The following is a 22,062-nucleotide window of genomic DNA, read 5'->3' as shown; positions in this document are numbered from 1 at the left end:
GCCGAGATGCATTCGGCTCCGTGTGCATCACCTTCGGTGCCGCGTCGCCCCCAAGGGGGCTCCTACGGGAGGCCGACGTTGCTCTACCCAGACGACTTATGGGTAATCGTATGGCAATACCCTGCCTTCGGAGATGCGACCTCACTCGTTGCGCCGCAACACCCGGTAGCCCTCGCTTGCGCAGAGGGCATCGCGCTCGGCCTCTTTCAGATCCTCGCGCATCATCTCCTCCACCAGTTCCGTGAAGCTGGTCTGCGGCGCCCAACCCAACTTCTCGCGCGCCTTGGTCGGGTCGCCGAGCAGGGTCTCGACCTCGGTCGGGCGGAAATAGCGCGGGTCCACCGCGACGATGCACGCGCCGGTGTCGGCCGCATAGCCGCGCTCGTCGACACCCTCGCCCTCCCAGCGCACCTCGATGCCCACCGAGCGCGCCGCAGCCTCGACGAACTCGCGCACCGAATACTGCTGCCCGGTCGCGATCACGAAGTCTTCCGGCGCCTCCTGCTGGAGCATCAGCCACTGCATCTGCACATAGTCGCGGGCATGGCCCCAGTCGCGCTTGGCACCGAGGTTACCGAGATACAATCGGTCTTGCAGCCCGAGCTTGATACGCGCCAGCGCCCGGGTGATCTTGCGCGTGACGAAGGTCTCTCCCCGCAACGGGCTCTCGTGGTTGAACAGGATGCCGTTGCAGGCGTAGATGCCGTAGGCCTCGCGATAGTTGACCGTGATCCAGTAGGCATACAGCTTGGCCACCGCGTAGGGCGAGCGCGGATAGAAGGGGGTGGTCTCGGTCTGCGGGATCTCCTGCACCTGGCCGTACAGCTCGGAGGTCGAGGCCTGATAGAACCGGGTCTTGCGCTCGAGCCCCAGGATGCGGATCGCCTCGAGCAGCCGCAGGGTGCCGAGCGCATCGGAGTTCGCGGTGTACTCGGGCTCCTCGAAGGACACCGCGACATGGCTCTGAGCGGCCAGATTGTAAAGCTCGTCCGGCTGCACCTGCTGCAGGATGCGGATCAGGCTAGAGGAGTCCGTCAGGTCGCCATGATGGAGGATGAAACGGCGATCCGGCTCGTGCGGGTCTTGATACAGATGATCGATGCGATCGGTGTTGAACAGCGAACTGCGCCGCTTGATGCCGTGCACCTCGTAGCCCTTCTCCAGCAGGAGCTCGGCCAGATAGGCCCCATCCTGCCCCGTCACGCCGGTAATCAATGCCTTCTTCATAAAATCGGCTTCCGTCTATAACAATCTTCGCAATGTCGGGTTACGCTGCGCTAACCCGACCTACGGCGGTGCAGGCTCGTGTGGATCGGGTTAGGCGCGCCAGCACGGCGGTCTTCGAGAAAGAACAGATTAGCGCGCGCCGTAACCCGACAGGCGGCGAATCCTTGCACAGCGCCGCATCCTGTTACGCTGCGCTAACCCCACCGACAGCTGAGCGGGTCGTGAACCTGCCCTCGAGCGTGCCCGATGGGACGTTGGCGCCATCGGCGGGCCGATGGCCCTAAGTTCAGCGGGGCGGGACGAAATCGTTGCCGACGAACCCCGCCAACGCTCGATCCAGCGGTGGAAACCATGCGGCATCAGGCGGCCGATCGGAAGCACGTCCTGCCGGTTCTATGCCGCCGGCAGCATCTCGTGCAGGACCTGGCGCAAGGTTGCGACGGTCACGGGGGCGGCATCAGGAGAAAGGCTGGCGCGTAACGTGTCATTGATCAAGGTCTGATAACCTTTCCCGCTAGAGCCCGCGCGGGCACGGAAGGCTTCGATCACCTCATCGTCCAAGTAAAGCGTCACGCGGGTCTTACCGTTTGTGCTCGCGATCGAGCCCCGGGTTCCGTTTGAGAAATCGTATTCGTCTCGCATACATCACCTTCGCTCATAGGTAAGCCGCTCGCGAGGCTGCGCTAAGCGTGCTGACATCAGCCGGATGCTATCCGGCTCCCGATAGTGGTAGGCCACGACCAACACACGTCCTACGCTATCTTAACCGAGTGTCACGAAACGCTCCTCGTCGTGATCGCGATCCTCAATCGTGATGGCGTTGTCGTCGAAAAAGACGCCTTCGACCTCTGCAAGATCAATCCCGTGCTTGCGGCGGTTGATGGCGTTCTTGATCGGGTCATAGGCGATATCCATGAGCGACAAGGTATATGCACATTGTCTGCATATCAAGCAGCTCGTCCGCGGACAACATGACTGTTTTGACGATCCGGTCGGCCGGTGGCGAGCGAGCAGGGCTCGTTCCAGGGACAGGCGGCGAATATTTGCACAACGCCCCGTCGGGTTACGCTGCGCTAACCTGACCTAGGGCTATAGCGGTCGCGCCGATTTCAGGCCCGCAAACTGGCCCGATTCTCCAGGAACCATCGATACGTCTGCTCCAGCCCCTCGCGCAGCTCAATCGCTGCCTGCCAGCCGAGTGAGCGCAGGCGCGAGACGTCGAGCAGCTTGCGCGGCGTCCCGTCCGGCTTGCTTGGATCGAAGCGGATCTCGCCCTCGAACCCGACCACCTCGCCGATCGTGCGCGCCAACTCGGCGATGCTGACATCCTCGCCGGTGCCGACATTCAGATGCGAACAACGCGGATCCGTATGCGCTTGGTGGGCAGCGGGTTCCAACCCCATCACATGCACACAGGCCGCGGCCATGTCGTCGACATGGAGAAACTCGCGCCGCGGCCGCCCGCTGCCCCAGACCTCGACCTCGGCCGCCCCCGCCTGTTTCGCCTCGTGGAACTTGCGCACCAGCGCCGGGATCACATGGCTGTTCGCCAGATCGAAGTTGTCCCCAGGGCCATAGAGATTGGTCGGCATCACACTGCGGAAGTCTGTGCCGTACTGGCGGTTATAGCTCTCGCAGAGCTTGATGCCGGCGATCTTGGCGATCGCGTAAGGCTCATTGGTCGGCTCGAGCCCCCCCGTCAGCAACGCCTCTTCGGCCATCGGCTGCGCGGCGTCCCGCGGATAGATGCAGGAGCTACCGAGAAACAAAAGCCGCTCGACGCCATGGCGCCACGCGGCATGGATGACGTTGGCCTCGATCATCAGGTTCTGGTAGATGAACTCGGCCGGATAGGTGTCGTTGGCGTGGATACCGCCCACCTTGGCCGCGGCCAGATAGACCTGCGTCGGCCGCTCGGCGGCGAAGAAGGCATCCACGGCCGCGCTGTCGGTCAGGTCCAGCTCGCGATGGGTACGAGTCAGCAAGACCCGATGACTGGCGACAGTCAGCTGCCGCAGGATCGCCGCGCCGACCATCCCGCGGTGACCCGCGACGTAAATCCGCGGGGTTTCGCTATCTTCTGTTGTCACCATGTTCCCTCGATACGCGTCTCGTCCGGATCCGACTCGAATCTTGTGCACCTCCAATCCCCCGCGCAAGCGGAGTGCGCAGGACGGTTAAGACCGCATAGGCCAACCGTGATGATGCGCATCGACCCCACCAGGAGATCAGGCACCGAGCTCGGGGCCATCAGCCGGCCCACGGCGCCAGCGCCCCATCGGGCACACTCGAAGGCAGGTTCACGACCCGTTCTTCCAGCCAAATCGCGTTCGTTAACCCGTCGTGTTGGCAGTCGGCGTACATCGGCAGGCGGCTCATCAGGCGCCAGATCGGGCGGGTCATCACGCCCTGGGCATTGGTCTCGTGCAGGAAGGCCTCGCGCTCGGCGAGCGAGGCAAGCCGCACCGCGTTCAGCCAATGGTTCGAGACGGTCCCGGCCGGGGCCGGAATGTAGTCCCAGCCGATCTCCGCCAACACCGCCGCATAACGCGCCGCGATTGCCGCCTTGATCTCGAGCATCTCGGGCAGCCGCTCCATCTGCGCACAGCCGAGCGCGGCGTTGAGGTTCGGCAAGCGATAGTTGTAGCCGACGGCGTCGTGAACGAACTCATAGGGGTGCGGGATCTTCGCCGTCGTCGTCAGATGCTTCGCGCGCCGCGCCAGGCCCTCGTCGTCGGTCAGGATCATCCCGCCGCCGCCGGTCGTGATGATCTTGTTGCCGTTGAAGCTCAAGATCCCCATCCGCCCGAAGGTTCCGGTATGGCGCCCCCCGGCCGAGCTGCCGAGCGACTCGGCCGCGTCCTCGACGACCGGAATCCCGTACGCGTCGCAAATGGCGACGATCTCGGCGATCCGGCACGGATGCCCGAAGGTGTGCATCGGCACGCAGGCCGCGAGCCGCCGTCCGCTCGTGCGGTTGTACGGCCAACCATCGCGGACCTCGACGTGCCGCTCGAGAAAGGCCCGCAGCGCCTCGGGGCTCAGCCCGAGGGTGTCGCGATCGACATCGACGAACACCGGCCAGGCTCCGGCATAGCGGATCGCGTTGCAGGTCGCGATGAAGGTCAGCGCCTGGGTGATGACCTCGTCATCCGGGCCGACCCCGGCCAACTCCAGCGCCACATGCAGGGCCGCCGTGCCATTGACCGTCGCCACCGCATGGCGCGCCCCAGTGAAGGCCGCGACGCGCTCCTCGAACTCGGTGACCTTGGCCCCGACTGACGAGACGAAGTTGGAATCTATGCACTCGACCAGATAGCGCCGCTCGTGGCCATGGAAGACCGGGCGATGGAGTGGAATCGGGCCATCGCCGTAGAGGGCGCGGATCTCGCCGACCAGCGCCGTAACACCCCTTGCCATGTCAGACATCCGCTACTCCAGATTGCCGTGAACGCCGCGCACGGCCGGCGCGCTACCCGCGCTGCGCCAACAAGCCCAAATACTCATACCAAGCCCGCTCCGTCATCTGCAGATAGTCCGCCGCCGGCAGCCAGTCCCTGAGTTCGTCATAGGCCGAGCGGCCACTCAGGCGATGCGTCGGGGCCGCGACCGGGTCGAGACCGACCCGCCGAAAATAGGCCATCGCCCGCGGCATGTGCGAGGCCGAGGTCACCAGCACCAGACGCGCCCCGTCGCCGAGCGCCGCGCGCACCGCCTCGGCCTCTTGCGCCGTGTCGACCGGCGTATCCATCACCAGCATCCGTGTCTCGGGCACCCCGAAGTCCCGCGCGACCTCGGCATAGCCCCAGGCTATCGGTGCCCGGTCCGCGCTGCGGCTGGCCCCGGTCAGCACCAAACGCGCCTCGGGCCAGGTCGGCATGAGACGCAGCCCCTCGAACAGCCGAATCGCCGAGCTCTCGCTCAGGCGCGCCGTGATCGGCCAATCCTCCGCGCCTGGCCACCAACCGCCGCCCAGCACGACCACCGCCGTCACGTCCGAGACCCGCGCCGGATCCGTCAACGGCGGATACCGCTCCTCCAGTGGCGACAGCAGCGCATCGGCCACCGGCTGCCAGGACGCGAGCATCAGCAGCAGCCCCCCGGCGACGACCAGCCAGCCACCGAGCGCCCGCCCTTTGTTGCGCAATGCGCGCAGCACCAGACCGAATGTCATCAAACCCAAGGCGACGGGAAAGGGCATCAGCAGCGCGGCGGAGAGCCCTTTCAAGCCGTCATAGAGTCCATCCATCGCCGCAATTTCGCCCGACAAGACCCCGTAAGCGGCCACTTCAGCGAGCGCTACACGTAGCCAAACCGTTCCAATGTCGGCCCAATCAAAGCCTTCAAGCGCCGCGTCGAATCGCCATCCAAAGACGCACGACCCTTGCCCACACCGCCGCCATGCACACCGCGCACAGCGGCGTCTAGTGTTCCGGGCTCCGCATCGATACCGAGAAATTCAAGAACTGTTCTCAGCTTCTCCCTTGGATCGCTGACGAACTCCTCGTAGACCACCTCCAGCCAGCGCGACGACGGCATGCGATGAAAAGCTTCGTAGGCCTGATTGACACATCGCTGCCATTGGATCGCACAAACCTCATCGAGCGGATGCGCGGCCAACAAAGCATCCATGTCTGCCATCTGCGGCCCCCAAAACGCAAGCCGTTCTTGCCGAGAAACCAAACGATAAACTCGGTTCCATAGATAGCGACTCGCGTAAAAAGGCAGATCCGAGACAGGAACGAACCGCGCCTTCCGGGCCAGATACGGAATGTCGAGCGATCCCTTCCAGCGCTGCATCGCAGAACCAACGGCATCCAAACCATCACGCCGGATGAAGATATAGCGGGCCTCTGGAACCACTGCATCGACAAAGGGCACGCGCAACGAATTCGCACACGTCTTTTCGACAACGACCTGCGCACCATAACGCTGCGCCACCCAGTCGAAAGACGCCTGGATAAAGCGCCGAATCTCCGGTCGTGCCATCTCGGCTGTCAGTTCGTCGGAAGGATGGCGCACGTTCCCATGGCGCCAGATGTAGTTGATCTCATCGCACGGCCAGGTTGCGATGCCGTTAAGACGTACGAGCACATCCCGCAACATATTCGTTCCGGAGCGTGGCGCTCCAATAATGACTACATCCTGTTTCATATTGGTTTGCGCTCCGCTCCAATCTCCTCCAGCAATCTGGACCAGATCGACAAGACATGCTCCTGGGCGAAATATTCGTTGCCGACCTGGGTCGCCCGGCCCGCCATGTCACTCAACCGCCGCGAATCATCGGCCAATGAGACGATGGCATCGGCCAAGGCTGATATATCATTCGGCTCGACGGTCAACCCCACCCCTTCCCTTTTAACAAATTCCGCCAATTCGCTCTCTGCCTCGACGCAGACCAAAAGCGGACGCCCTTCTCCGAGATAGGTCATCGTCTTGCTCGGATAGGCATACCGTATGATCTCCGGGACCAACGTCACGACGCACGCATCCGCTGTCCGAATTACCGCGCGTGCAATCTCGACTGACTGATGTGGAAAGAACTTGATCTGTCGGCCGAGCAGACCCCCGGCACGTGACTTGATGCCCTCCAAGGCGCGGCCCTCGCCGAGAAAGGCCAGCTCGATCTCAGGCCGCCCGGTCAAACGGTGCATCGCATCAACGAGAGATTCCAGCCCCTGGAAACGACCAATGTTGCCGGCGAACAACAGACGAAAGCAACCGGCGGGCTTCGCCATCTCACCCGGCGGGTCCACATCCCCAACATCGGAAAACGACGGCAGATTGAAATTGTTGATCACCCGAACATCGACCCCGCGACGACTGGGACGATTGTTGAGTGCGCCCGCCATGTCTCGCGACAGCACGATCACCCGCGCGGCCCCATTACACGTCGCGGCATCGATCCGCTGCAACACCCGAAACAGGAACGGATGGCGAAACTCGCCGGAGAGGCGCCCAATCTCAGGATGAATGTCCATGCAGTGATAGATGAAGGAGGCCCCAGTCAAGCGCGCGGCCAGTCGAGCCGCGGCACCGGTCAGCACCGGGGGCATCGTCGAGGCCATGATGACGTCGTAAGGCCCGGTGCGCCGCGCCTGACGCACGATCGCCCAGGCGAAGCGCGCCACGTTCAGCAGGCGCGTCAGCGGTCGGCCATGCTCGGACGGCAGATCGATGCGCCTTACAAGCGCGCCATCGAGCAGTTCCTCGTCGGGTTGGCAAGCAAGCCCGGCGCCTATCTTGTAAGACGGCTGAGTCGAGAGCACATGCACGCGATGACCGTCAGCCCCCCAACGCGCCACGATCGCCCGCAACATCGACGCATAAGGCGGGCTATCGGGCCAGTAATAGCGATGGATCGCGAGCACCCGCAACGATCGTCGCTCGGGTGCATCAGCCCTCATGCCGCCGCACCCCAGCCCAATCATTACTAAGCCGCGCCGTGCCCAGGATCAGACTCACGACCCGCTGTGAGACGTTCTCGATCTGATAATCGGCCGGAACGGGCGGGCGGCGTCCTTCGTGCCAGGCATCCGTCACCATCTGCACGGCCTGCACGATGATCTCGGCATCCAGCCCAGTCAGGATGATGCTGCCGGTATCGAGCCCCTCCGGCCGTTCCATCGAGCGGCGAATGGTGACGGCCGGAAAGCCGAGCAACGAGGATTCCTCCGTGATGGTGCCGCTGTCGGAAAGCACGCAGAAGGCGTCCATCTGCAGCCGGTTGTAGTCCAGGAAGCCGAAGGGCTTGGCAAAGGCGATCCCTGCGTGCTCGAAAGGCCGGCCGAGCGCCTCCAGGCGCTTGCGGGTGCGCGGATGGGTCGAGACCAGCACCGGAACCTCGAAACGCTCGTGTACGGCCACGAGCGCATCGAGCAACGCGGACAGATGGCGCGGGCTATCGACATTCTCCTCGCGGTGCATGCTGACCAGCACATAGCGCCCCTTTGCCAGGCCGAGCCTCGCCAAGACATCGGACGCCTCGATCCCCGGCCGATAATGGGTCAAGACCTCCTTCATCGGCGAACCGGTCAACAGCACCCGCCGATGCGGCTGCCCCTCGGCGAGCAGATGACGCCGCGCATGCTCGGTGTAGACCAGATTGAAGTCGCTGATGCGATCGACGATCTGCCGATTCACCTCTTCCGGCACGTTCGGATCAAAGCTGCGGTTGCCGGCCTCCATGTGATAGACGGGGATCTTCTTGCGCTTGGCCATGATGGCCGCGATCGAGCTATTGGTATCGCCGAGGACCAGCACCGCATCCGGGCGCTGCGCATCGAGCACCGACTCGATCGCGATCAGGATGTTGCCGAGCACGCGTCCGAGTGAGGTCGCATCGACATCGAGGAACACATCGGGCTTGCGCAGGCCGAGATCCTGGAAGAAGACCTCATTCAGCTCGTAATCGTAATTTTGCCCCGTATGCACGACCACATGATCCATGTAGCGATCGAGCGCAGCCATGACACGCGACAGCCGTATGATCTCCGGGCGCGTGCCCAGGATCGTCATCACCTTGATCCGACCCATTCTGAGGAACCTCTATCCAGTCGATACGCGCGGCCTTCAATGATCCTCGAAGACTGCATCGAGTGTCGCGGCGTCGAGCAAACGCTCGTTCCAGCGCTCGCCCCAGCGCTCCAACTGTTCGTTGGTCGCCTGCGCCAAACGCGTTTGGATCGTCTCCGGGAGCGGTCCGAAACGCTCGACCAGTTGGATGGCCAGCAGCGTGGCCCGGCCGTGCACTTCGCCCTCCCACCGACCTTCCTGCCGCCCGCGCTCGATCGCCAGTCGCTCGATGCCTGTCATGTAGGCCATATCGCCCTTTAGCTAAGACTAGCCGTCAATCGTTTGTCTTTCTTACCACAGCCTGTAACCAAGCGCGCTGTCCTCTGAACTTGTCGATGGTGTTAAGAAAACGCCAAACGCCCCCCCCCAAATCCAGCCTGCCATTTACTCTGATTAGAAAAACCGAGAAGGCGTGGGGGCTTATCGAAAAAGGCAAGTAATTCGCATGGAAAGGTTTCCAGATAATTGACGACATATTCTCGATTGAAGCCATAGCGCATGTTGACGAAGTTACGCTCTAGCTTACTGCGCCCCACCCATCGATCGAACCCAATCATCAAAAACCAGCGAGCAAGAATACGGGATAACGAGCGAACATTCTTGAAATCAATAACCAATGTACCGCCAGGTCGCAGTATCCGAAAAGCATGACGAATGCTATCGAATGGATCTAAATGCAACATCAAGTTACCCATGATACATACGACATCAGCGCTACCATCGTCGAGCTCCGTAGTTTGCAGGGTGCCACGAATCGGCTTTACCCGAGTTCCTTGATCAACACTAAGCAACCTCTCGATAAGTGGACTTGGATCGATTGCCGTCACTTGGGAGTTTGGAAAACGTCGCGCTATTAACAGAGAGCTAAAGCCATCCCCGCACCCGACATCAACAATAGAATCGAGCACCCCTTCGTGATATTTCTCGATCGAGCGAATCAAATAATGAGCAACTCCAATCTTAACCGACTCATTGTCGGCCCATTCAAAATCAGGGTAGATATTGCCCTGCTCATCCGAAATCCTTGACGTTTCGACAAATAATTCGCGATAGGATGATTCGTCCTTAATAGCATGAATGACCTCCGCCGAAACACCAGCATCGACAAAATCATTTACATTCGAGTCAAAGGTGATACCACATTTCCGGCAATAACAATGGCCATATGACTTATTGGAAAACTTCTTAAGTATCCGTCTTGTTTGCGAATTTCCTTGGCAAATCGGACAGTTTTTCGGTGCTAGTGTATTCATATAATTGGGCCTCCCTCTGACAAGCACCGCTTAAAGTGTACTGGCCACTGTATCCGGCCGCTCGCGATCGAAGATCTCATTGGCCCAGAGCAACACGATCATCTCGTCGTCGCCGATGTTGGTGATGTCGTGCGCCCAGCCCGGAATGGTCTCGACGATCGTCGGCTCGGCGCCAGACGTCTCGACCGTATAGGTCTCGTCGGTCAGGATATCGCGGAAGCGGAAGCGGGCCCGCCCCTTGACCACCAGGAACTTCTCGGTCTTGGTGTGGTGATAATGCCCGCCGCGCGTGATCCCAGGGAGAGCGGTGAAGAAGGAGAATTGCCCCGAGTCCTTGGTCTTCAACATCTCGGCGAAGACACCGCGCGCATCGCCGTGCAGGGGCACGCGATAACGGAAAGACTCCACCGGAAGATAGCTGACATAGGTTGCGTAGAGCGCACGCACCAGCCCGGTGCCGACGGGCTCCGTCACCAGGTTGTCGCGCACCTGGCCGAAAGCGCGGATCTGTTCGACCAACTCGCCCACGGTCGCCGTGTAGACCGGCGCAATCTCGGGAAACCCCACCGTCTCCGCCGGCGCGTCGAGCCAGCGCCGCAGCTCGGCGACGACATCATCGATATAGACCAGGCGCACCACGGCCGCGGGGTCGTCGATCCGGATCGGCAGGCCACGCGCGATATGGTGACAAAAGGTGATGACCGCCGAATTATAGTCCGGCCGGCCCCACTTGCCGAAGACATTCGGCAAGCGATAAATGGCCACGGGCGCGCCGGTCGCCGCGGCATAGGCCAGCAGGCGCTCCTCCGCCGCGTGCTTGCTCTGGCCATAGGGCGTATCCCGATCGACCTGGATCGTCGAAGAGAACGCCACCGGAATCCCTCGGCCCGTCGCGGCCAACAGGCGGCAGAGGTGCGCCGTGAAGTCCCGATTGCCGGTCGCAAACTCGCTCGGGTCTTTGGGACGATTCACCCCGGCCAGATGCACGACCGCATCGGCTCGGGCCACCATCCCTTCCAAAGCAGCCTCGTCGGTCTCCCTGGTGACTGGGAGTACCTCGAAGCGGCCCCCTTCGTTTAAGACGACGCGCAGATTGCGAGCGATGAACCCCCCTGCACCGGTCACGAGCACCTTCATCTGTCAAGCCCCTTCGTGGTCTATCGTGCGCGTTATAGGCATTTGCCCTGAAACGACATGCTCGCGGTCGATACTCGCATCACCATCCGGATTGTGACCAACGCTATCCCGGAACAGGTGCAACAGGCCGTCGCCCTATTCCAGCGCGAACAGATGTTCGTTTCCCCCCCTCGCCCCAGCGGGGAGAGGGGTTGGGGTGAGGGGAAAAAACCAATCAATCTACCGGCTCCGCCGGCCTTCCGGCCACCAGATCCTGGATAAAATCCAGCTTCATCAACAGCCCCTTCATCCCCTCCACATCCAGCCGTTCCGTGTTCGCCGAGGTATAGTCGTCGACCGCGCTGATGCGTTTCTCGCCCTGCTCGACATACTTGCCGTAGTTCAGGTCCCGCAGGTCCGGCGGGATGCGGAAATAACCCGGCAGGTCTTGGGCATGGGCGCGCTCCTCGCGGCTCAGCAGGGTCTCATGGGCCTTCTCGCCATGCCGCGTCCCGATGATCTCGATCGGGTGATCCGGCCTTTCGAGCAGTTCGAACAGGGCCTTGGCCAGCGTCGTCAGCGTCGCCGCCGGCGCCTTCTGGACGAAGATGTCCCCACTCTGACCGTGCTCGAAGGCATAGAGCACTAGATCGATGGCATCGTCCAGCGTCATCATGAATCGGGTCATCTCCGGGTCCGTGATCGTGATCGGCTTCCCGGCGAGGATTTGATTGACGAACAACGGGATCACCGAGCCCCGGGAAGCCATTACATTGCCGTAGCGCGTCCCGCAGATGGTCGTCTGCGCCGGATCGACATTCCGCGATTTGGCCACGAACACCTTCTCCATCATGGCCTTGGAGATGCCCATCGCATTGATGGGGTAGACCGCCTTGTCCGTACTGAGACAAATCACCCGCCGCACCCCGCTCTGGATCGCCGCCTCGACGACGTTCGCAGTGCCCAGAATGTTGGTTTTGACCGCCTCCAGCGGATGAAACTCACAGGACGGCACCTGCTTCAAGGCCGCGGCGTGAAACACATAATCGACCCCACGCATCGCGCTCAGGACGCTTTGCGGATCGCGAACATCGCCGATGTAGAACTTCAACTTATCGTTCGCATAGCGCTTCCGCATGTCGTCCTGTTTCTTTTCATCGCGGCTGACGATGCGGATCTCTTGGATATCGGTTTGCACAAAGCGACGTAGCACGGCGTTGCCGAAGGAGCCGGTGCCGCCGCTGACCAAGAGTATCGATCCGGAAAAAAAAGCCATTCGAGACACCCCGTGAATTTAAGGAATCAAGAAAAGGGCAACGACCGCCCAGCAGCCCTATAAAACAACTGCCGATTCGCCTCGAGAAGGTTAGGATCTCTTAGACGATTCACAGCATACTCGTGGATTTTGCGACGCCAAGCCAACGAATCCTTCTGCAAGCGGTCAAATGCAGAATTAAGCGCATTCAGAAATCCTGCTTCATTGGTCAAGGCAATATCCCAGCCAACTCCATCTTCGGTAAGATCGTGCCAGGGGGTTTCATTTGATATCAATACCGCTGTACCTGCTGACAAAGCTTCCGCAATCACATGGCCGTAATTTTCCCCCTGCGTCGGCAAAAAAAGCAAATCGTACCCCGCGATTGTAGGCATTACGTGTTTGTGATCAAGGACTCCACGATACCGCGCCACGATATTACTAGGTAACGCTTCTATCAACATTAGGCACTTATTCCAATACAAAGAATCTTCCAATGGTCCCCATATATCAAATTCAATTGGCAGGGGGGACTGAGCGAGAATCCGCAGTGCAAAATCCAGATTCTTCATTCTGCAAATTCGTGAAATGAAGACGACGCGCAGAATATCATCACGACCCCTATTTACCGAAAGCCGCTCAAACGCCGGCGGACATTCAGGAAGATCCCGCGCCACATGAATCTGCGGTGAATCTCTAAAGATCGAAGAGAGATGAAACTGTTCGTCGCAACTGGATGCGTGCCACAACACATCAGAGTACAGACCCATTGCCTTTGTGAGGCGCAAATATGTCGTTTTCTGAAATCTCTTGATCTTCAATGCACCAGGACCAAACTGACCACGCGGCGCCACAATAACTGGCTTTCTTTTCCCAACTCTTGACCAACGCCTCGCCTGCAGTGGCAATAGTGAAAATACAGGATGAAATAAACTATTAAGGTACAGAACATCATAATGATCAATCTGCACCAAGTTTCGCCAGATTGATAAACCGCGCCTGCCTGGAGATGTATAATTAACTAAGGCTTTTCCAACCCTGTTCCAGCGATCAACATCAACAGTAGAATATGGTGTCGCATCTCCTAAGTCACGATCAGAAGTAATAATTTTGAACTCAATTTCATCACCTAAACCTTCAACCATGTTAGCAATCGTACGTACCGCCCCGCCGGCCTTGTGCCCAGGGTAATAATATGGAAGAAAAACCAATATCTTTAACTGAATATTTGTCATGACACAACCTTTCCGCAAAGAGAACCGGAAGTCGCGCAATACTCATAAATTGTACGTACCAATGCGAGATTTTCGATTTTTCATTCATTGATGATCTCGAAATTCTCAGTCAGCAATGAGCGCAGCTCCCGGTAGGTTACCATTAAGCCCCCCGCTTCGGACTGCCTGGTAGCAGACACCCGCTGATCTCCACGCCCTCCGCGCGGCGCATCGGAGCACACGCGAGAAGCGCGAGGCCGATCACATCAAGGCGGTCGGGCTGCTCGCGACGAGCTGGAGTGCCGGGGCGGCGGCAGAGGTGCTGCAGTCGATGCCAATACCGTGCGCAATCACTTCCGTCGCCATCAGCAGGTTAGGCTTGAAGCGCTCGTCAACGTCCCCTACCGTGGCAGTGACTGTCAGCTCAGCAATGCGCAGCTGGCCTATCTCGTTGCGCATCTGCAGACGCATGTCTATCTCACGGCCAAGGCTGTTGCCCAGTGGGTTGAAGACACCTTCGAGGTCGGCTACACCGACAGCGGCATGACCGCCTTGCTGCACCGCCTCGGCTATGTCTACAAGAAACCCAAGCTGATCCCGGGCAAGGCCGACGCCGAGACTCAGAAAGCCTTTCTCGCCGAGTACGACAACCTCAAGCAAACCAAGGGCGAGGAGGGCGCATGCTGTTCTGTTGGAAGCCGAAGACGTGCTCGACACGCGCGCGCACCTTGGCGCGGCGACGATCGGCGGCCTGTTGCGCGTCGCTGAGCGGTTGGTTGCTCTGACCCTTCTCGCAGATGTGGCTCTCGTAGCCCGCCCCGCTCAGCGCGGCCTCGGTCGCTTCGCTGCGGTAGGCGCTGTCGGCCCAGACCTGGGGGTCGGCATTCTCGGGGTCGATGATGTCGTCGAAGACCTGACTGTCGTGCACGTTCGCCGCGGTGCTCTGGTAGTCGCGGATCAGCTTGTGCTCGACATCGACGTCGATGTGGTTCTTGTAACCGAAGTAGCTCTTGCCGTGCTTCTTGGTCCAGCGGGCATCGGTGTCCTTCTGCCGGCGCTTGTGCTCATCCCAGTCCTCGGGCACCTCGCCCGCCTTGATGCGACGGTTCTCCTCGCGGCGGTTGCGCTGGATCGGCACGGGCACGATCGAGGCGTCGATGATCTGGCCCTGGCGCGCCTCCAACCCGGCTTGCGCCAGATAATCGCCGAACCGATCGAACAGCGGCTTGATCAGTTCCAACTCCTTGAGCCGCTCGCGAAACCGCCACACCGTGGTGCCGTCGGGTACGCTGTCGTACATCTCCAGGTCGAGAAAGCGCATGAACGACAGCCGGTCGCGGATCTGATACTCCACCGCCTCATCGGCCAGGTTGTAGAGCGTCTGCAGGATCAGCACCTTGAACATCACCACCACGTCCAACGGCTTGCGCCCGGCCGCGGACTTGCGGTCCTTCTCGTGCACCTTCTCCAGCAACGGCCGGAACAGCTCCCAGGGAATCTCCGCGGCGAGCCGTTCCAACGGATCGCCCATGCGGCTGATGCTCTCCAGGCGACGGTCGATGTCGAAGAAACCCAGTTGTGGCATGGTACGCTCGCCTCGTTGGTATCTGACACCCCCAGACTTTTACCGAACCCCGTGCCTCAGCCCAATTTTTCAAGGTGCCCATTTGCTGGGTATACCTTCCAAGCTTCCTTCAATCTCATGGACTACGTTATTGCGAATTGACACCGCTGCCGCACTTTTGTTGCCCGTAGTCTTCCCTCGAAAGCAGTAGCAATCCAGTAATCAAGCATAAGGAAAAAAGGAAGTATGACCCGACTCCTACTAAATAGTCTTCACCAACCATAAGGATAGGCAAACAAGCAAAAAAACTTTTGAGAACAGGTCGACTTGCAGGAGTAAAAAATGCAGTCCACGTAAAATACAAAAACAACACTATGACCGCACCACCTAAAGGCACGCCGAGTGTAAGAACAAGACGCAAATATGAATTGTGTAGATTATCTCGTCCATACAGTTCATCTAGCCCGCCTAGTCCTAATCCAAAGACCCAGTTCCTTTCTAGATCCGCGAACGCTTGCGTCCAGATCTCTGTACGGCCAGATCCTTCAAATTCAAAAATGGAGATAAGATCTAGAGATCGAGCATTGATCACACCTTCCAAAATCAGCCACCCGGCAAACAAGATACCCGCAATTGCAATGAATACCGCTCCTGAGTTCTTATCATTTCTCGATGATATAAAGAAGAACAAAAAGACAATAAAGCAAGCAAAACCTAAGCGAGAACCAGTCAACAAAATTTGAACGCAGATTAAAGACATGACCATTGAATCCCGAAAAACTGAAAAGCTTTTGCTTGAAAAGTATATAACGGCCATGACAAACAGTATCAATCCGTAAGTATTTGGGTTCTTAACAAACCCTGCAATACGGGGCATCATCGATATATTTAAAACCGAAACAAAAAGGCCATACAGCAACAATAACACTATAACGGGACGAAACCAACGGATAATGTCTTCGTAACAATCCTTTTCAAGACTCCAATATACAAAGCAAGGCAACAAAAGAGCCAAAACAAATAGAGACACGTAACGCAGAGTATCTTCAAGCGTTATTATCGCTATCAAGGCTGGAAAAAAATAGACCGATGCCAAAATTACAAATAAACGCGGCATATGAAGTTCACGCATGAAAATACCCATTGCCGCAATACCGCATAATATCAAGTATAGGACGGGAATAGAAGATTGCGCTACAGCAACCAACTGGAAAGGAAGCAATCCTACTCGCCCCGAATGGCTCGACATCAAGTCCACTGGAGCATGATTAAGCGCTGTTATAAACAACACCAAAGAAAGAAAAAGGATCTTGAATTGTAATTTACTAATTGAAAAGATCATACACGAATTTTTTATACTCACTAAATGCGAGATTTGCGGTTTTTTTCATTCACCGACGATCTCGGAATTCGGCCAGTTGACCGCGGGTGATTGCTCAGCTGCGGTCACCCGCCAAAGACATTTAGCCGCGATCCGCCTGATGAGCGGAGTTATGAGCAAGGCCGTATCCGAGTTCTTCCAAAACATCACGAGCATAGTAGTCAAACACCTCTTGGGCCTCAACTGAAAAATGTTGCACCCAGTCCCCCGCAGTCCCTGATCTTAAGAATGAATCATTATCTACTTCGCCGCGCTTTCTACCTGATATTCTTTCGAACTCATAACGCGAAATAGTATTCCTGATCTGTTCTTCATCTACGTCAACTTGCAAAAAACTCTTAAAACCCTTTAGTAAAGTCACAAATGGGTTTGATAACAGGTCCTCATATTTCAGGCAATACCGATCCGGATGTTCAGGATGCCACCATTGACGGACATGATCTGGCCAATTAATACGACATCCTTGGGGATAACGCATCTCTTGCTCGATAAATTTAGGCAAATTGCGATAGATATCAAAAGGATCAAAATTAGGGCCATATAGTTTTTGATATTGTCTTCTATATTTAAGATCATGTTGATAATAGCCCCGCCGAATGGAACGCATTCGCATATAATAGAGCGATACCATAGAATCACGGCCATCCCGTACAAGATAGAAAACCCTTTTGAGGCCGGGCGTATACTTCCAGTGCGCCTGCAATACTGCTTTGAAAGTTACAGGAAGCAGACTATGTTGAGGGAAAGGCAAAGCAAGATAGTCAGCAACCATATGGGTCAACCACGTCCCACCCGCCTTCGGGTATTCGATTACATACCACATTCCAAACTCTTCGCCATAGTGAGAAGCGAGATGCCTATTGATATGACCGCTAAGAGATCTTAGTCTCGGATTTAACAAAGTCTTAAACTTCAAGACACCTGCCATAGATTGATTTGTTTCTATGCTATCCATCATATCCGCCCTTGTCTCCGGACCATGCAGGTCGTCATCTTCAGTAGCACTTTTTGGAAGCGGCTGGTACCATTACCCAGCAAGAAAAAAATGAAGGCAGCAACTGAAGCCCTATACTAATTGGATATTTATTAACTCCTCATGAATCTTTTCGACTCTTGAAGAAAATGTTCCGACTTCAAGAAAGCGTAACCGACACCGGTCTACATGCTCTTGGTAACTTTCAATAGATTTTAGGACATTGAACAACTGCTTAACAGGGTTTTTCCAATCGACCGGAATGACCGGATCAAACCCGAATAAATCAATTATCTCTTGGGGGCTTTCTCCAACGATAAGGCAGCCAGACCCGATGGCTTCAAGATAACGTTGCGTCATCGTACAAATATTCCCGGCTAAATCCGGATGTGTTATACATTTCGGAAAGCACGGGATGATTACGGCATCCCCGAGTTGGTCGTAGAATCCCCTAACGTCCGTGCAATTCTTCAAACTTTTGACTTCGCTTCTTGGATAGATGTGAGTATAGCCTTGACCCTCAAGCTCTTTTCTTATGACCTCGTGGTACTTACGATACGTGCGCCCCAACTCGTAGACACTATATCGTCGCTCTGCGAGCTTTTTATCGGGCTTGAACATTGCTGGATCAACTGCCTCAGGACTCCATACAGCACGGATATTGGGCAGCCTTATGCTGACCTTTTGGCAGACGTCCTTAGAAGAAAAGAAGGCGAGCCTAACCTCATGCCGCCGCAACATTCGCTCGCATTTCGATATATCGGGCCCCCAGCAGTCATATATCCAGGGGATCATCTTATAAGTATAACAGTGGGGCCATGCGCTGGAATCACTGCACCAACTGATCACTGTGAAGCAATAGGCGTCTCTATCTGCAAATACGGGCCGCATTAGCTTTAGCTTTGTGTCCAATTTTCCCACAGCCCGTATAATAGGATGTCGTGGTGACGGTAGAACCAGATACCCGTATTTTTCAAGCTCTGACTGCAGGCCGTGCCGCAATGCAGTGACGCCGGATAAAGGCCGAGCGCAACCAGAAACTACTATTCTCACTAACTGTTGCTCCACATTTACCAATAAAGTTTGTAACTATGCCGTTTACCATTGAATGCCTCTTAAACCCACTGAGACATTCAGAAGCGGAAGGATCTTTTCCTTACCAAACGGCGGACTTCGCAGACCCGCGCACCCGCGCCCTGCAACTGTCCAAGCGCGAGCAGGCAATAACGCACGGCGGTTAAGTGAATCGAGGCCAGATGTGAAGCGAAAGTTTCGGTTTGCTCCCACAGAAAACCGAGATACTGCTCGGCTTCCTTGAAGTACACCTCAATGCTCCAGCGCAAGGCATAGGTCTCAAGGATCGCCGCTGGGGAGAGGGCGCGATCGGTGCACAAGAACAGGGCCCAGGATTTTGCCCCAGCGGGACTGTCGGTGACCTGGTTGATGCCACGAACAAACAGCAGACGCACCGGGATCCACTCCACCTTGTCGTCGTCGGCCAAGCTCAACTCGACGTCCAGACATTGGTACTGATAGGGCAAGCCGCTGAGGGTCTTCCAGTGCTTGCGCACGCTGTGCTGATAGAAGCCTTTCGCGTCGAGCAGCTCGGTATGCGCTTGCCCGTTCTCCCAGCTTGTGAGGCGATACTTCATGGCGTTCTTCTTCATGCGCAAAATCGCCGTGAGGTTGAGGTCCAAGGCGGTGCTGATCATGGTCTTGGTCCCGAACCAGGCATCGGCAAGGAGATCCTCTGCCTCGATGCCTTGACGCTGAGCACGGCGCAGCATGGCCGCGGCCAACTGTGGCTTGGTGCCATCGCGCGCGTCGGCATAGCGGCGCGCCTCAACGCTGCGCCCATCGCGAAAGTTCGCTTTCAGCGGATGCGCCCCCGTGTGGCTAATGTAGATATCGTTATCCAGCGGGAGGAAGGTCTCCTGCGTGGCCAATCCCAACATGAGGACCTGCTGGCCTTTGACGGTGCGCCCACTGAGATGATCGAAGTGCTGCGAGACGCCTTCCAACCGTTTGCCACGCCGGGTTTTCACGGAATCGTCCAAGACGAAGGCGCGCGTGGGGCTGTCTTTCAACTGGCCGGCACGATAGACCTTGAGCGCGACCGCCCCATGAAAGGCGCGCCAATTGAGATCTTCGCGGGCCAGGACATCATAGAGAGCGTCTTTGTTGGCACCGGCAAAACTGCGCAGCGATTGGCGTGCGAACAGGGCGACGCTTTCGCGCCCAACCCAAACCCACATCAACAGAAGATAGACAATCCGCGATGCCTCCAGACCGCTGCGCTTGTGAAAGCCTAGCTTCGCGAGCAACGCCGAGGGGCCCAAGCTGCGCAACAAGTCGGCGAACAGGTTATCGGCCAGGGTTTGGGTATCGCTCAGGAATGTGGCCGTCAGGCTTGGCAAGGATGCTTCGGATGTGGGAGTCTTCATCAGCGGCCTCTTGGGTGGGTGTCCTGTTTCAACTGCTCGACATTATACCATCCACGCGGCCGCTATTCTTTTATAAACAATGTCTTGCGTTAAATAATGGGCGGCTTCTGAACTCCGAAACGTGAGTTCTTAGGCTTCCCGTCCGCGGACGCTGCAGACAGACAGGCCAGCGATTTTGGCGTCCAAAGCGCTATAGGTAGCGGCAACTTGACATGCGACATCATCAGAAATTCTCTGTCGGCTTTCGCGATTTCGGCGCGCTGGCAGACGAACTGGAAAACCCACGTAGTCCGAAATTTCTTCCTCGTGCTCCCATAAGTGTTCGTAATGCAGCGCAAGCAGGGGCACTTTCTTTTGCGCCAGCCACCCATCAATCTGTTCCTCAAAACGAAGTACATCACGCCGTGCGAGATCTTCAAATGGGCCACAAGCTCTGAGGTGCTTAAAATGTTCTTCAATCCAGGCCAGCCCATAGCGATCGCGGCAGGACAGTACAGAAAGAGCCGCTTCACTTGCGGGTCCAAATACGAAAACAGCCCTTACATCCGCACTATTAGGCAATTCCTCCGCGAGTGAGTGTGTCTTATAGACAACGCCGGGTCTAAAACTTCTATCAACTAAGTTCCATGCGGAATCGCGGCAGAGGCTTTGACCGTAGCGACCGAACAAATGCAGTTTACGTGCCCGAGCCATCCCCCGACTCAAAGCATTACAAACTAAACTGGAGCCAGAACGACCCATACTACCAACGATTATTGCAGGGTATTCAGAGCCCAGATTGCTCTGGAGCGCAATTTTTAATTCTCTCCTCATCCTGGAAAGCACACCGAGCCTGCCACCAACCTGACCACTCTGACCCATGAGTTAACGCACCTAATTGAAACTACGCATAGTTGATTCGGGTGATGAGAAGCAAAACTATCTATTGATCGAACACATACCCATGCATTTCTATCTCCTTAGCGAAGGCCTTTTCAACTATATACCTTTGCTGACGCGTAAATAGCTTCTGATACGGCTCCTTTTTCTTTCTATATTCAGATTTGGCGTTTACACCAAGAGAACCATTATACGGTACACCTAATTTACAAAAAATCAAACCCAGATCATCCATCAATGTTTCGTACTTAATCACCTTGTCTACCAATAGGCGACCTTCAGGGTCCGTGTATTTGGGTAGGTTGATGCAAAAACGGCCTTTTTCGATGTAGTCATCAAAAGACACAATCCCACCCGAACGATCGCTTATCATGTGGTAATGAGATAGGGTTTTATCCCAAGGATTTCTTTCAACGCAGAACTTAAAATATGAATCCCAAATTTTTGCAGAAAGTCTATGCTTCACCAAAGAAGCCGACATATGATTGTAGAATCTTTTCCGTTGCAAAAGATTCTTAAAGGTCTCCACAATACGTTGCTCTTCGTTATTGACTATTTCATTGAATGGATTCCAGATGCCTTTGTAGTTTCTGGCGCGATGATTTCCAACATGTGGCCATATCGGAGTAACTATGTCGTCGCTTGAGCAGATTTGCGACAAGAATACTTCAATGCTCGTTCCAGCAGTTTTCACAGTTTTTATGAAGATAAATCTATATTTGTGTGAGACTATCATCATAAACACCTTCGCGTTTAGTGATTACCTAGTGCCTGGAAGAAAACCCCGTTGAATTCAAAAAATCCGCTGACCTCATGCCGCCGCGGGGGTGGATTTTCATTCGGTTCGAGGCCGTCAGCGAGGAATACGGGGTGGCGATGGGAATTCTTTTCATCTTCCGCGTCCATTGGACAGACCTGTCCCTCGGATCGGCCCCGATGGCCCGCGCGGGGCGCTCAGGCGGCGCGTTTTCGTCGGCGCCGCTCGGCCTCGGCCTCCGCCTTGTCGTTGGCCAGCAGGATCGCCCCGAGGCGATGGAGGTTGCGCGCCACCACGGCCAAGGCGACGTAGCGCATGAAGCCGTCGAGGCCGTGATCCGGGCAGCGGTCCAGGCCGTGGGCCTCCAGCGCATTGATCGCCGACTCCACCGCCGAGTGGCGCCGGCGCAGGCGCTGAAAGCGCG

The 22,062-nt window shown here is 56.9% G+C and carries 22 protein-coding genes and 1 pseudogene; 1 reads left to right on the top strand and 22 read right to left on the bottom strand.

All coding sequences use genetic code 11. The features are described 5' to 3' along the window. Positions 1 to 141: 141 nt before the first annotated feature. The 14 genes from gmd to CKO41_RS12650 all read right to left on the bottom strand — a co-directional run bounded on the left by gmd (position 142) and on the right by CKO41_RS12650 (position 13,661). Positions 142 to 1,227 carry a GDP-mannose 4,6-dehydratase gene (gmd, locus tag CKO41_RS12715; RefSeq protein WP_200382551.1) on the bottom strand — a complete coding sequence of 362 codons (1,086 nt, stop codon included), beginning with the start codon at positions 1,225 to 1,227 and terminating at the stop codon, positions 142 to 144. Positions 1,228 to 1,620: 393 nt separating this feature from the next. Next, complete coding sequence (locus CKO41_RS12710) at positions 1,621 to 1,869, bottom strand: BrnA antitoxin family protein (RefSeq protein WP_200382550.1); 249 nt, start codon at positions 1,867 to 1,869, stop codon at positions 1,621 to 1,623. 120 nt (positions 1,870 to 1,989) lie between these two features. Beyond that, complete coding sequence (locus CKO41_RS18710) at positions 1,990 to 2,142, bottom strand: BrnT family toxin (protein WP_242464309.1); 153 nt, start codon at positions 2,140 to 2,142, stop codon at positions 1,990 to 1,992. A gap of 194 nt (positions 2,143 to 2,336) precedes the next feature. Next, a complete protein-coding gene (gene fcl / locus CKO41_RS12700; protein WP_200382549.1) occupies positions 2,337 to 3,320 on the bottom strand; it encodes a GDP-L-fucose synthase in 984 nt (327 codons plus the stop codon). Positions 3,321 to 3,477: 157 nt separating this feature from the next. After that, on the bottom strand, positions 3,478 to 4,647 hold the full coding sequence (locus CKO41_RS12695) for a LegC family aminotransferase (protein WP_242464308.1): 1,170 nt from the start codon (positions 4,645 to 4,647) through the stop codon (positions 3,478 to 3,480). Between the two features lie 52 nt (positions 4,648 to 4,699). After that, positions 4,700 to 5,476, bottom strand: coding sequence for an ElyC/SanA/YdcF family protein (locus CKO41_RS12690; protein WP_242464307.1), 777 nt, complete (start codon positions 5,474 to 5,476; stop codon positions 4,700 to 4,702). 50 nt (positions 5,477 to 5,526) lie between these two features. After that, positions 5,527 to 6,381, bottom strand: a complete 855-nt coding sequence (locus CKO41_RS12685; protein ID WP_200382547.1) for a sulfotransferase family protein — start codon at positions 6,379 to 6,381, stop codon at positions 5,527 to 5,529. Beyond that, entirely contained in the window at positions 6,378 to 7,598 is a 1,221-nt protein-coding gene (locus tag CKO41_RS12680; RefSeq protein ID WP_200249655.1) for a glycosyltransferase, read from the bottom strand. The genes CKO41_RS12685 and CKO41_RS12680 overlap by 4 nt, the downstream gene beginning before the upstream one ends. Before the next feature lie 25 nt (positions 7,599 to 7,623). Continuing rightward, positions 7,624 to 8,763: a non-hydrolyzing UDP-N-acetylglucosamine 2-epimerase gene (wecB, locus tag CKO41_RS12675; RefSeq protein ID WP_200382545.1), complete on the bottom strand. Its 1,140-nt coding sequence runs from the start codon at positions 8,761 to 8,763 to the stop codon at positions 7,624 to 7,626. Between the two features lie 36 nt (positions 8,764 to 8,799). Next, positions 8,800 to 9,051, bottom strand: coding sequence for a DUF4351 domain-containing protein (locus CKO41_RS12670; RefSeq protein WP_200249657.1), 252 nt, complete (start codon positions 9,049 to 9,051; stop codon positions 8,800 to 8,802). A 92-nt stretch (positions 9,052 to 9,143) separates the two neighbouring features. Then, positions 9,144 to 10,055 carry a methyltransferase domain-containing protein gene (locus CKO41_RS12665; protein ID WP_200382544.1) on the bottom strand — a complete coding sequence of 304 codons (912 nt, stop codon included), beginning with the start codon at positions 10,053 to 10,055 and terminating at the stop codon, positions 9,144 to 9,146. Positions 10,056 to 10,085: 30 nt separating this feature from the next. Then, positions 10,086 to 11,192, bottom strand: a complete 1,107-nt coding sequence (gene wbjC, locus CKO41_RS12660) for a UDP-2-acetamido-2,6-beta-L-arabino-hexul-4-ose reductase (protein ID WP_200382543.1) — start codon at positions 11,190 to 11,192, stop codon at positions 10,086 to 10,088. Positions 11,193 to 11,406: 214 nt separating this feature from the next. After that, positions 11,407 to 12,447 (bottom strand): polysaccharide biosynthesis protein, encoded by a 1,041-nt coding sequence (locus CKO41_RS12655; protein WP_200382542.1) that lies wholly within the window; start codon positions 12,445 to 12,447, stop codon positions 11,407 to 11,409. A 26-nt stretch (positions 12,448 to 12,473) separates the two neighbouring features. Further along, complete coding sequence (locus CKO41_RS12650; RefSeq protein WP_200382541.1) at positions 12,474 to 13,661, bottom strand: glycosyltransferase; 1,188 nt, start codon at positions 13,659 to 13,661, stop codon at positions 12,474 to 12,476. Positions 13,662 to 13,982: 321 nt separating this feature from the next. On the opposite strand from CKO41_RS12650, the gene CKO41_RS18705 reads away from it, so the two are divergent. After that, positions 13,983 to 14,408 carry a winged helix-turn-helix domain-containing protein gene (locus tag CKO41_RS18705; protein WP_338115582.1) on the top strand — a complete coding sequence of 142 codons (426 nt, stop codon included), beginning with the start codon at positions 13,983 to 13,985 and terminating at the stop codon, positions 14,406 to 14,408. Here the strand turns inward: CKO41_RS18705 and CKO41_RS12640 are convergent. From CKO41_RS12640 to CKO41_RS12605, 8 genes and pseudogenes are all read right to left on the bottom strand, one after another. Next, a complete protein-coding gene (locus CKO41_RS12640) occupies positions 14,293 to 15,225 on the bottom strand; it encodes an IS5 family transposase (protein ID WP_200382540.1) in 933 nt (310 codons plus the stop codon). The genes CKO41_RS18705 and CKO41_RS12640 overlap by 116 nt on opposite strands. Positions 15,226 to 15,352: 127 nt before the next feature. Then, the gene (locus tag CKO41_RS12635; protein WP_200382539.1) at positions 15,353 to 16,546 is read right to left on the bottom strand and encodes an O-antigen ligase family protein; all 1,194 of its coding nucleotides are present in this window, start codon (positions 16,544 to 16,546) and stop codon (positions 15,353 to 15,355) included. Positions 16,547 to 16,667: 121 nt separating this feature from the next. Continuing rightward, positions 16,668 to 17,543 carry a sulfotransferase domain-containing protein gene (locus tag CKO41_RS12630; RefSeq protein ID WP_200382538.1) on the bottom strand — a complete coding sequence of 292 codons (876 nt, stop codon included), beginning with the start codon at positions 17,541 to 17,543 and terminating at the stop codon, positions 16,668 to 16,670. Between the two features lie 108 nt (positions 17,544 to 17,651). Then, complete coding sequence (locus CKO41_RS12625) at positions 17,652 to 17,918, bottom strand: hypothetical protein (protein WP_200382537.1); 267 nt, start codon at positions 17,916 to 17,918, stop codon at positions 17,652 to 17,654. 773 nt (positions 17,919 to 18,691) lie between these two features. Continuing rightward, positions 18,692 to 20,002, bottom strand: coding sequence for a transposase (locus CKO41_RS12620; RefSeq protein ID WP_200382535.1), 1,311 nt, complete (start codon positions 20,000 to 20,002; stop codon positions 18,692 to 18,694). Between the two features lie 129 nt (positions 20,003 to 20,131). Beyond that, complete coding sequence (locus CKO41_RS12615; RefSeq protein ID WP_200382534.1) at positions 20,132 to 20,815, bottom strand: hypothetical protein; 684 nt, start codon at positions 20,813 to 20,815, stop codon at positions 20,132 to 20,134. A 109-nt stretch (positions 20,816 to 20,924) separates the two neighbouring features. Further along, complete coding sequence (locus tag CKO41_RS12610) at positions 20,925 to 21,620, bottom strand: hypothetical protein (RefSeq protein WP_242464306.1); 696 nt, start codon at positions 21,618 to 21,620, stop codon at positions 20,925 to 20,927. Positions 21,621 to 21,835: 215 nt separating this feature from the next. Then, a pseudogene (locus CKO41_RS12605) lies at positions 21,836 to 22,062 on the bottom strand (ISNCY family transposase); the annotation flags it as partial.

Origin of the sequence: Thiococcus pfennigii, from assembly GCF_016583835.1 — a bacterium.
Lineage (GTDB): Bacteria > Pseudomonadota > Gammaproteobacteria > Chromatiales > Chromatiaceae > Thiococcus > Thiococcus pfennigii.
Note: the sequence above shows the minus strand (reverse complement) of the source record. Positions and strands in the feature narration are given on the sequence as shown.

Bases quoted from the DNA above. Each gene is read 5' to 3' on its own strand.
- gmd (WP_200382551.1), bottom strand. From the start codon at position 1,227: ATGAAGAAGGCATTGATTACCGGCGTGACGGGGCAGGATGGGGCCTAT.
- CKO41_RS12710 (WP_200382550.1), bottom strand. From the start codon at position 1,869: ATGCGAGACGAATACGATTTCTCAAACGGAACCCGGGGCTCGATCGCG.
- CKO41_RS18710 (WP_242464309.1), bottom strand. From the start codon at position 2,142: ATGGATATCGCCTATGACCCGATCAAGAACGCCATCAACCGCCGCAAG.
- fcl (WP_200382549.1), bottom strand. From the start codon at position 3,320: ATGGTGACAACAGAAGATAGCGAAACCCCGCGGATTTACGTCGCGGGT.
- CKO41_RS12695 (WP_242464308.1), bottom strand. From the start codon at position 4,647: ATGGCAAGGGGTGTTACGGCGCTGGTCGGCGAGATCCGCGCCCTCTAC.
- CKO41_RS12690 (WP_242464307.1), bottom strand. From the start codon at position 5,476: ATGGATGGACTCTATGACGGCTTGAAAGGGCTCTCCGCCGCGCTGCTG.
- CKO41_RS12685 (WP_200382547.1), bottom strand. From the start codon at position 6,381: ATGAAACAGGATGTAGTCATTATTGGAGCGCCACGCTCCGGAACGAAT.
- wecB (WP_200382545.1), bottom strand. From the start codon at position 8,763: ATGGGTCGGATCAAGGTGATGACGATCCTGGGCACGCGCCCGGAGATC.
- CKO41_RS12670 (WP_200249657.1), bottom strand. From the start codon at position 9,051: ATGGCCTACATGACAGGCATCGAGCGACTGGCGATCGAGCGCGGGCGG.
- CKO41_RS12665 (WP_200382544.1), bottom strand. From the start codon at position 10,055: ATGAATACACTAGCACCGAAAAACTGTCCGATTTGCCAAGGAAATTCG.
- wbjC (WP_200382543.1), bottom strand. From the start codon at position 11,192: ATGAAGGTGCTCGTGACCGGTGCAGGGGGGTTCATCGCTCGCAATCTG.
- CKO41_RS12655 (WP_200382542.1), bottom strand. From the start codon at position 12,447: ATGGCTTTTTTTTCCGGATCGATACTCTTGGTCAGCGGCGGCACCGGC.
- CKO41_RS12650 (WP_200382541.1), bottom strand. From the start codon at position 13,661: ATGACAAATATTCAGTTAAAGATATTGGTTTTTCTTCCATATTATTAC.
- CKO41_RS12640 (WP_200382540.1), bottom strand. From the start codon at position 15,225: ATGCCACAACTGGGTTTCTTCGACATCGACCGTCGCCTGGAGAGCATC.
- CKO41_RS12635 (WP_200382539.1), bottom strand. From the start codon at position 16,546: ATGATCTTTTCAATTAGTAAATTACAATTCAAGATCCTTTTTCTTTCT.
- CKO41_RS12630 (WP_200382538.1), bottom strand. From the start codon at position 17,543: ATGATGGATAGCATAGAAACAAATCAATCTATGGCAGGTGTCTTGAAG.
- CKO41_RS12625 (WP_200382537.1), bottom strand. From the start codon at position 17,918: ATGACGCAACGTTATCTTGAAGCCATCGGGTCTGGCTGCCTTATCGTT.
- CKO41_RS12620 (WP_200382535.1), bottom strand. From the start codon at position 20,002: ATGAAGACTCCCACATCCGAAGCATCCTTGCCAAGCCTGACGGCCACA.
- CKO41_RS12615 (WP_200382534.1), bottom strand. From the start codon at position 20,815: ATGAGGAGAGAATTAAAAATTGCGCTCCAGAGCAATCTGGGCTCTGAA.
- CKO41_RS12610 (WP_242464306.1), bottom strand. From the start codon at position 21,620: ATGATGATAGTCTCACACAAATATAGATTTATCTTCATAAAAACTGTG.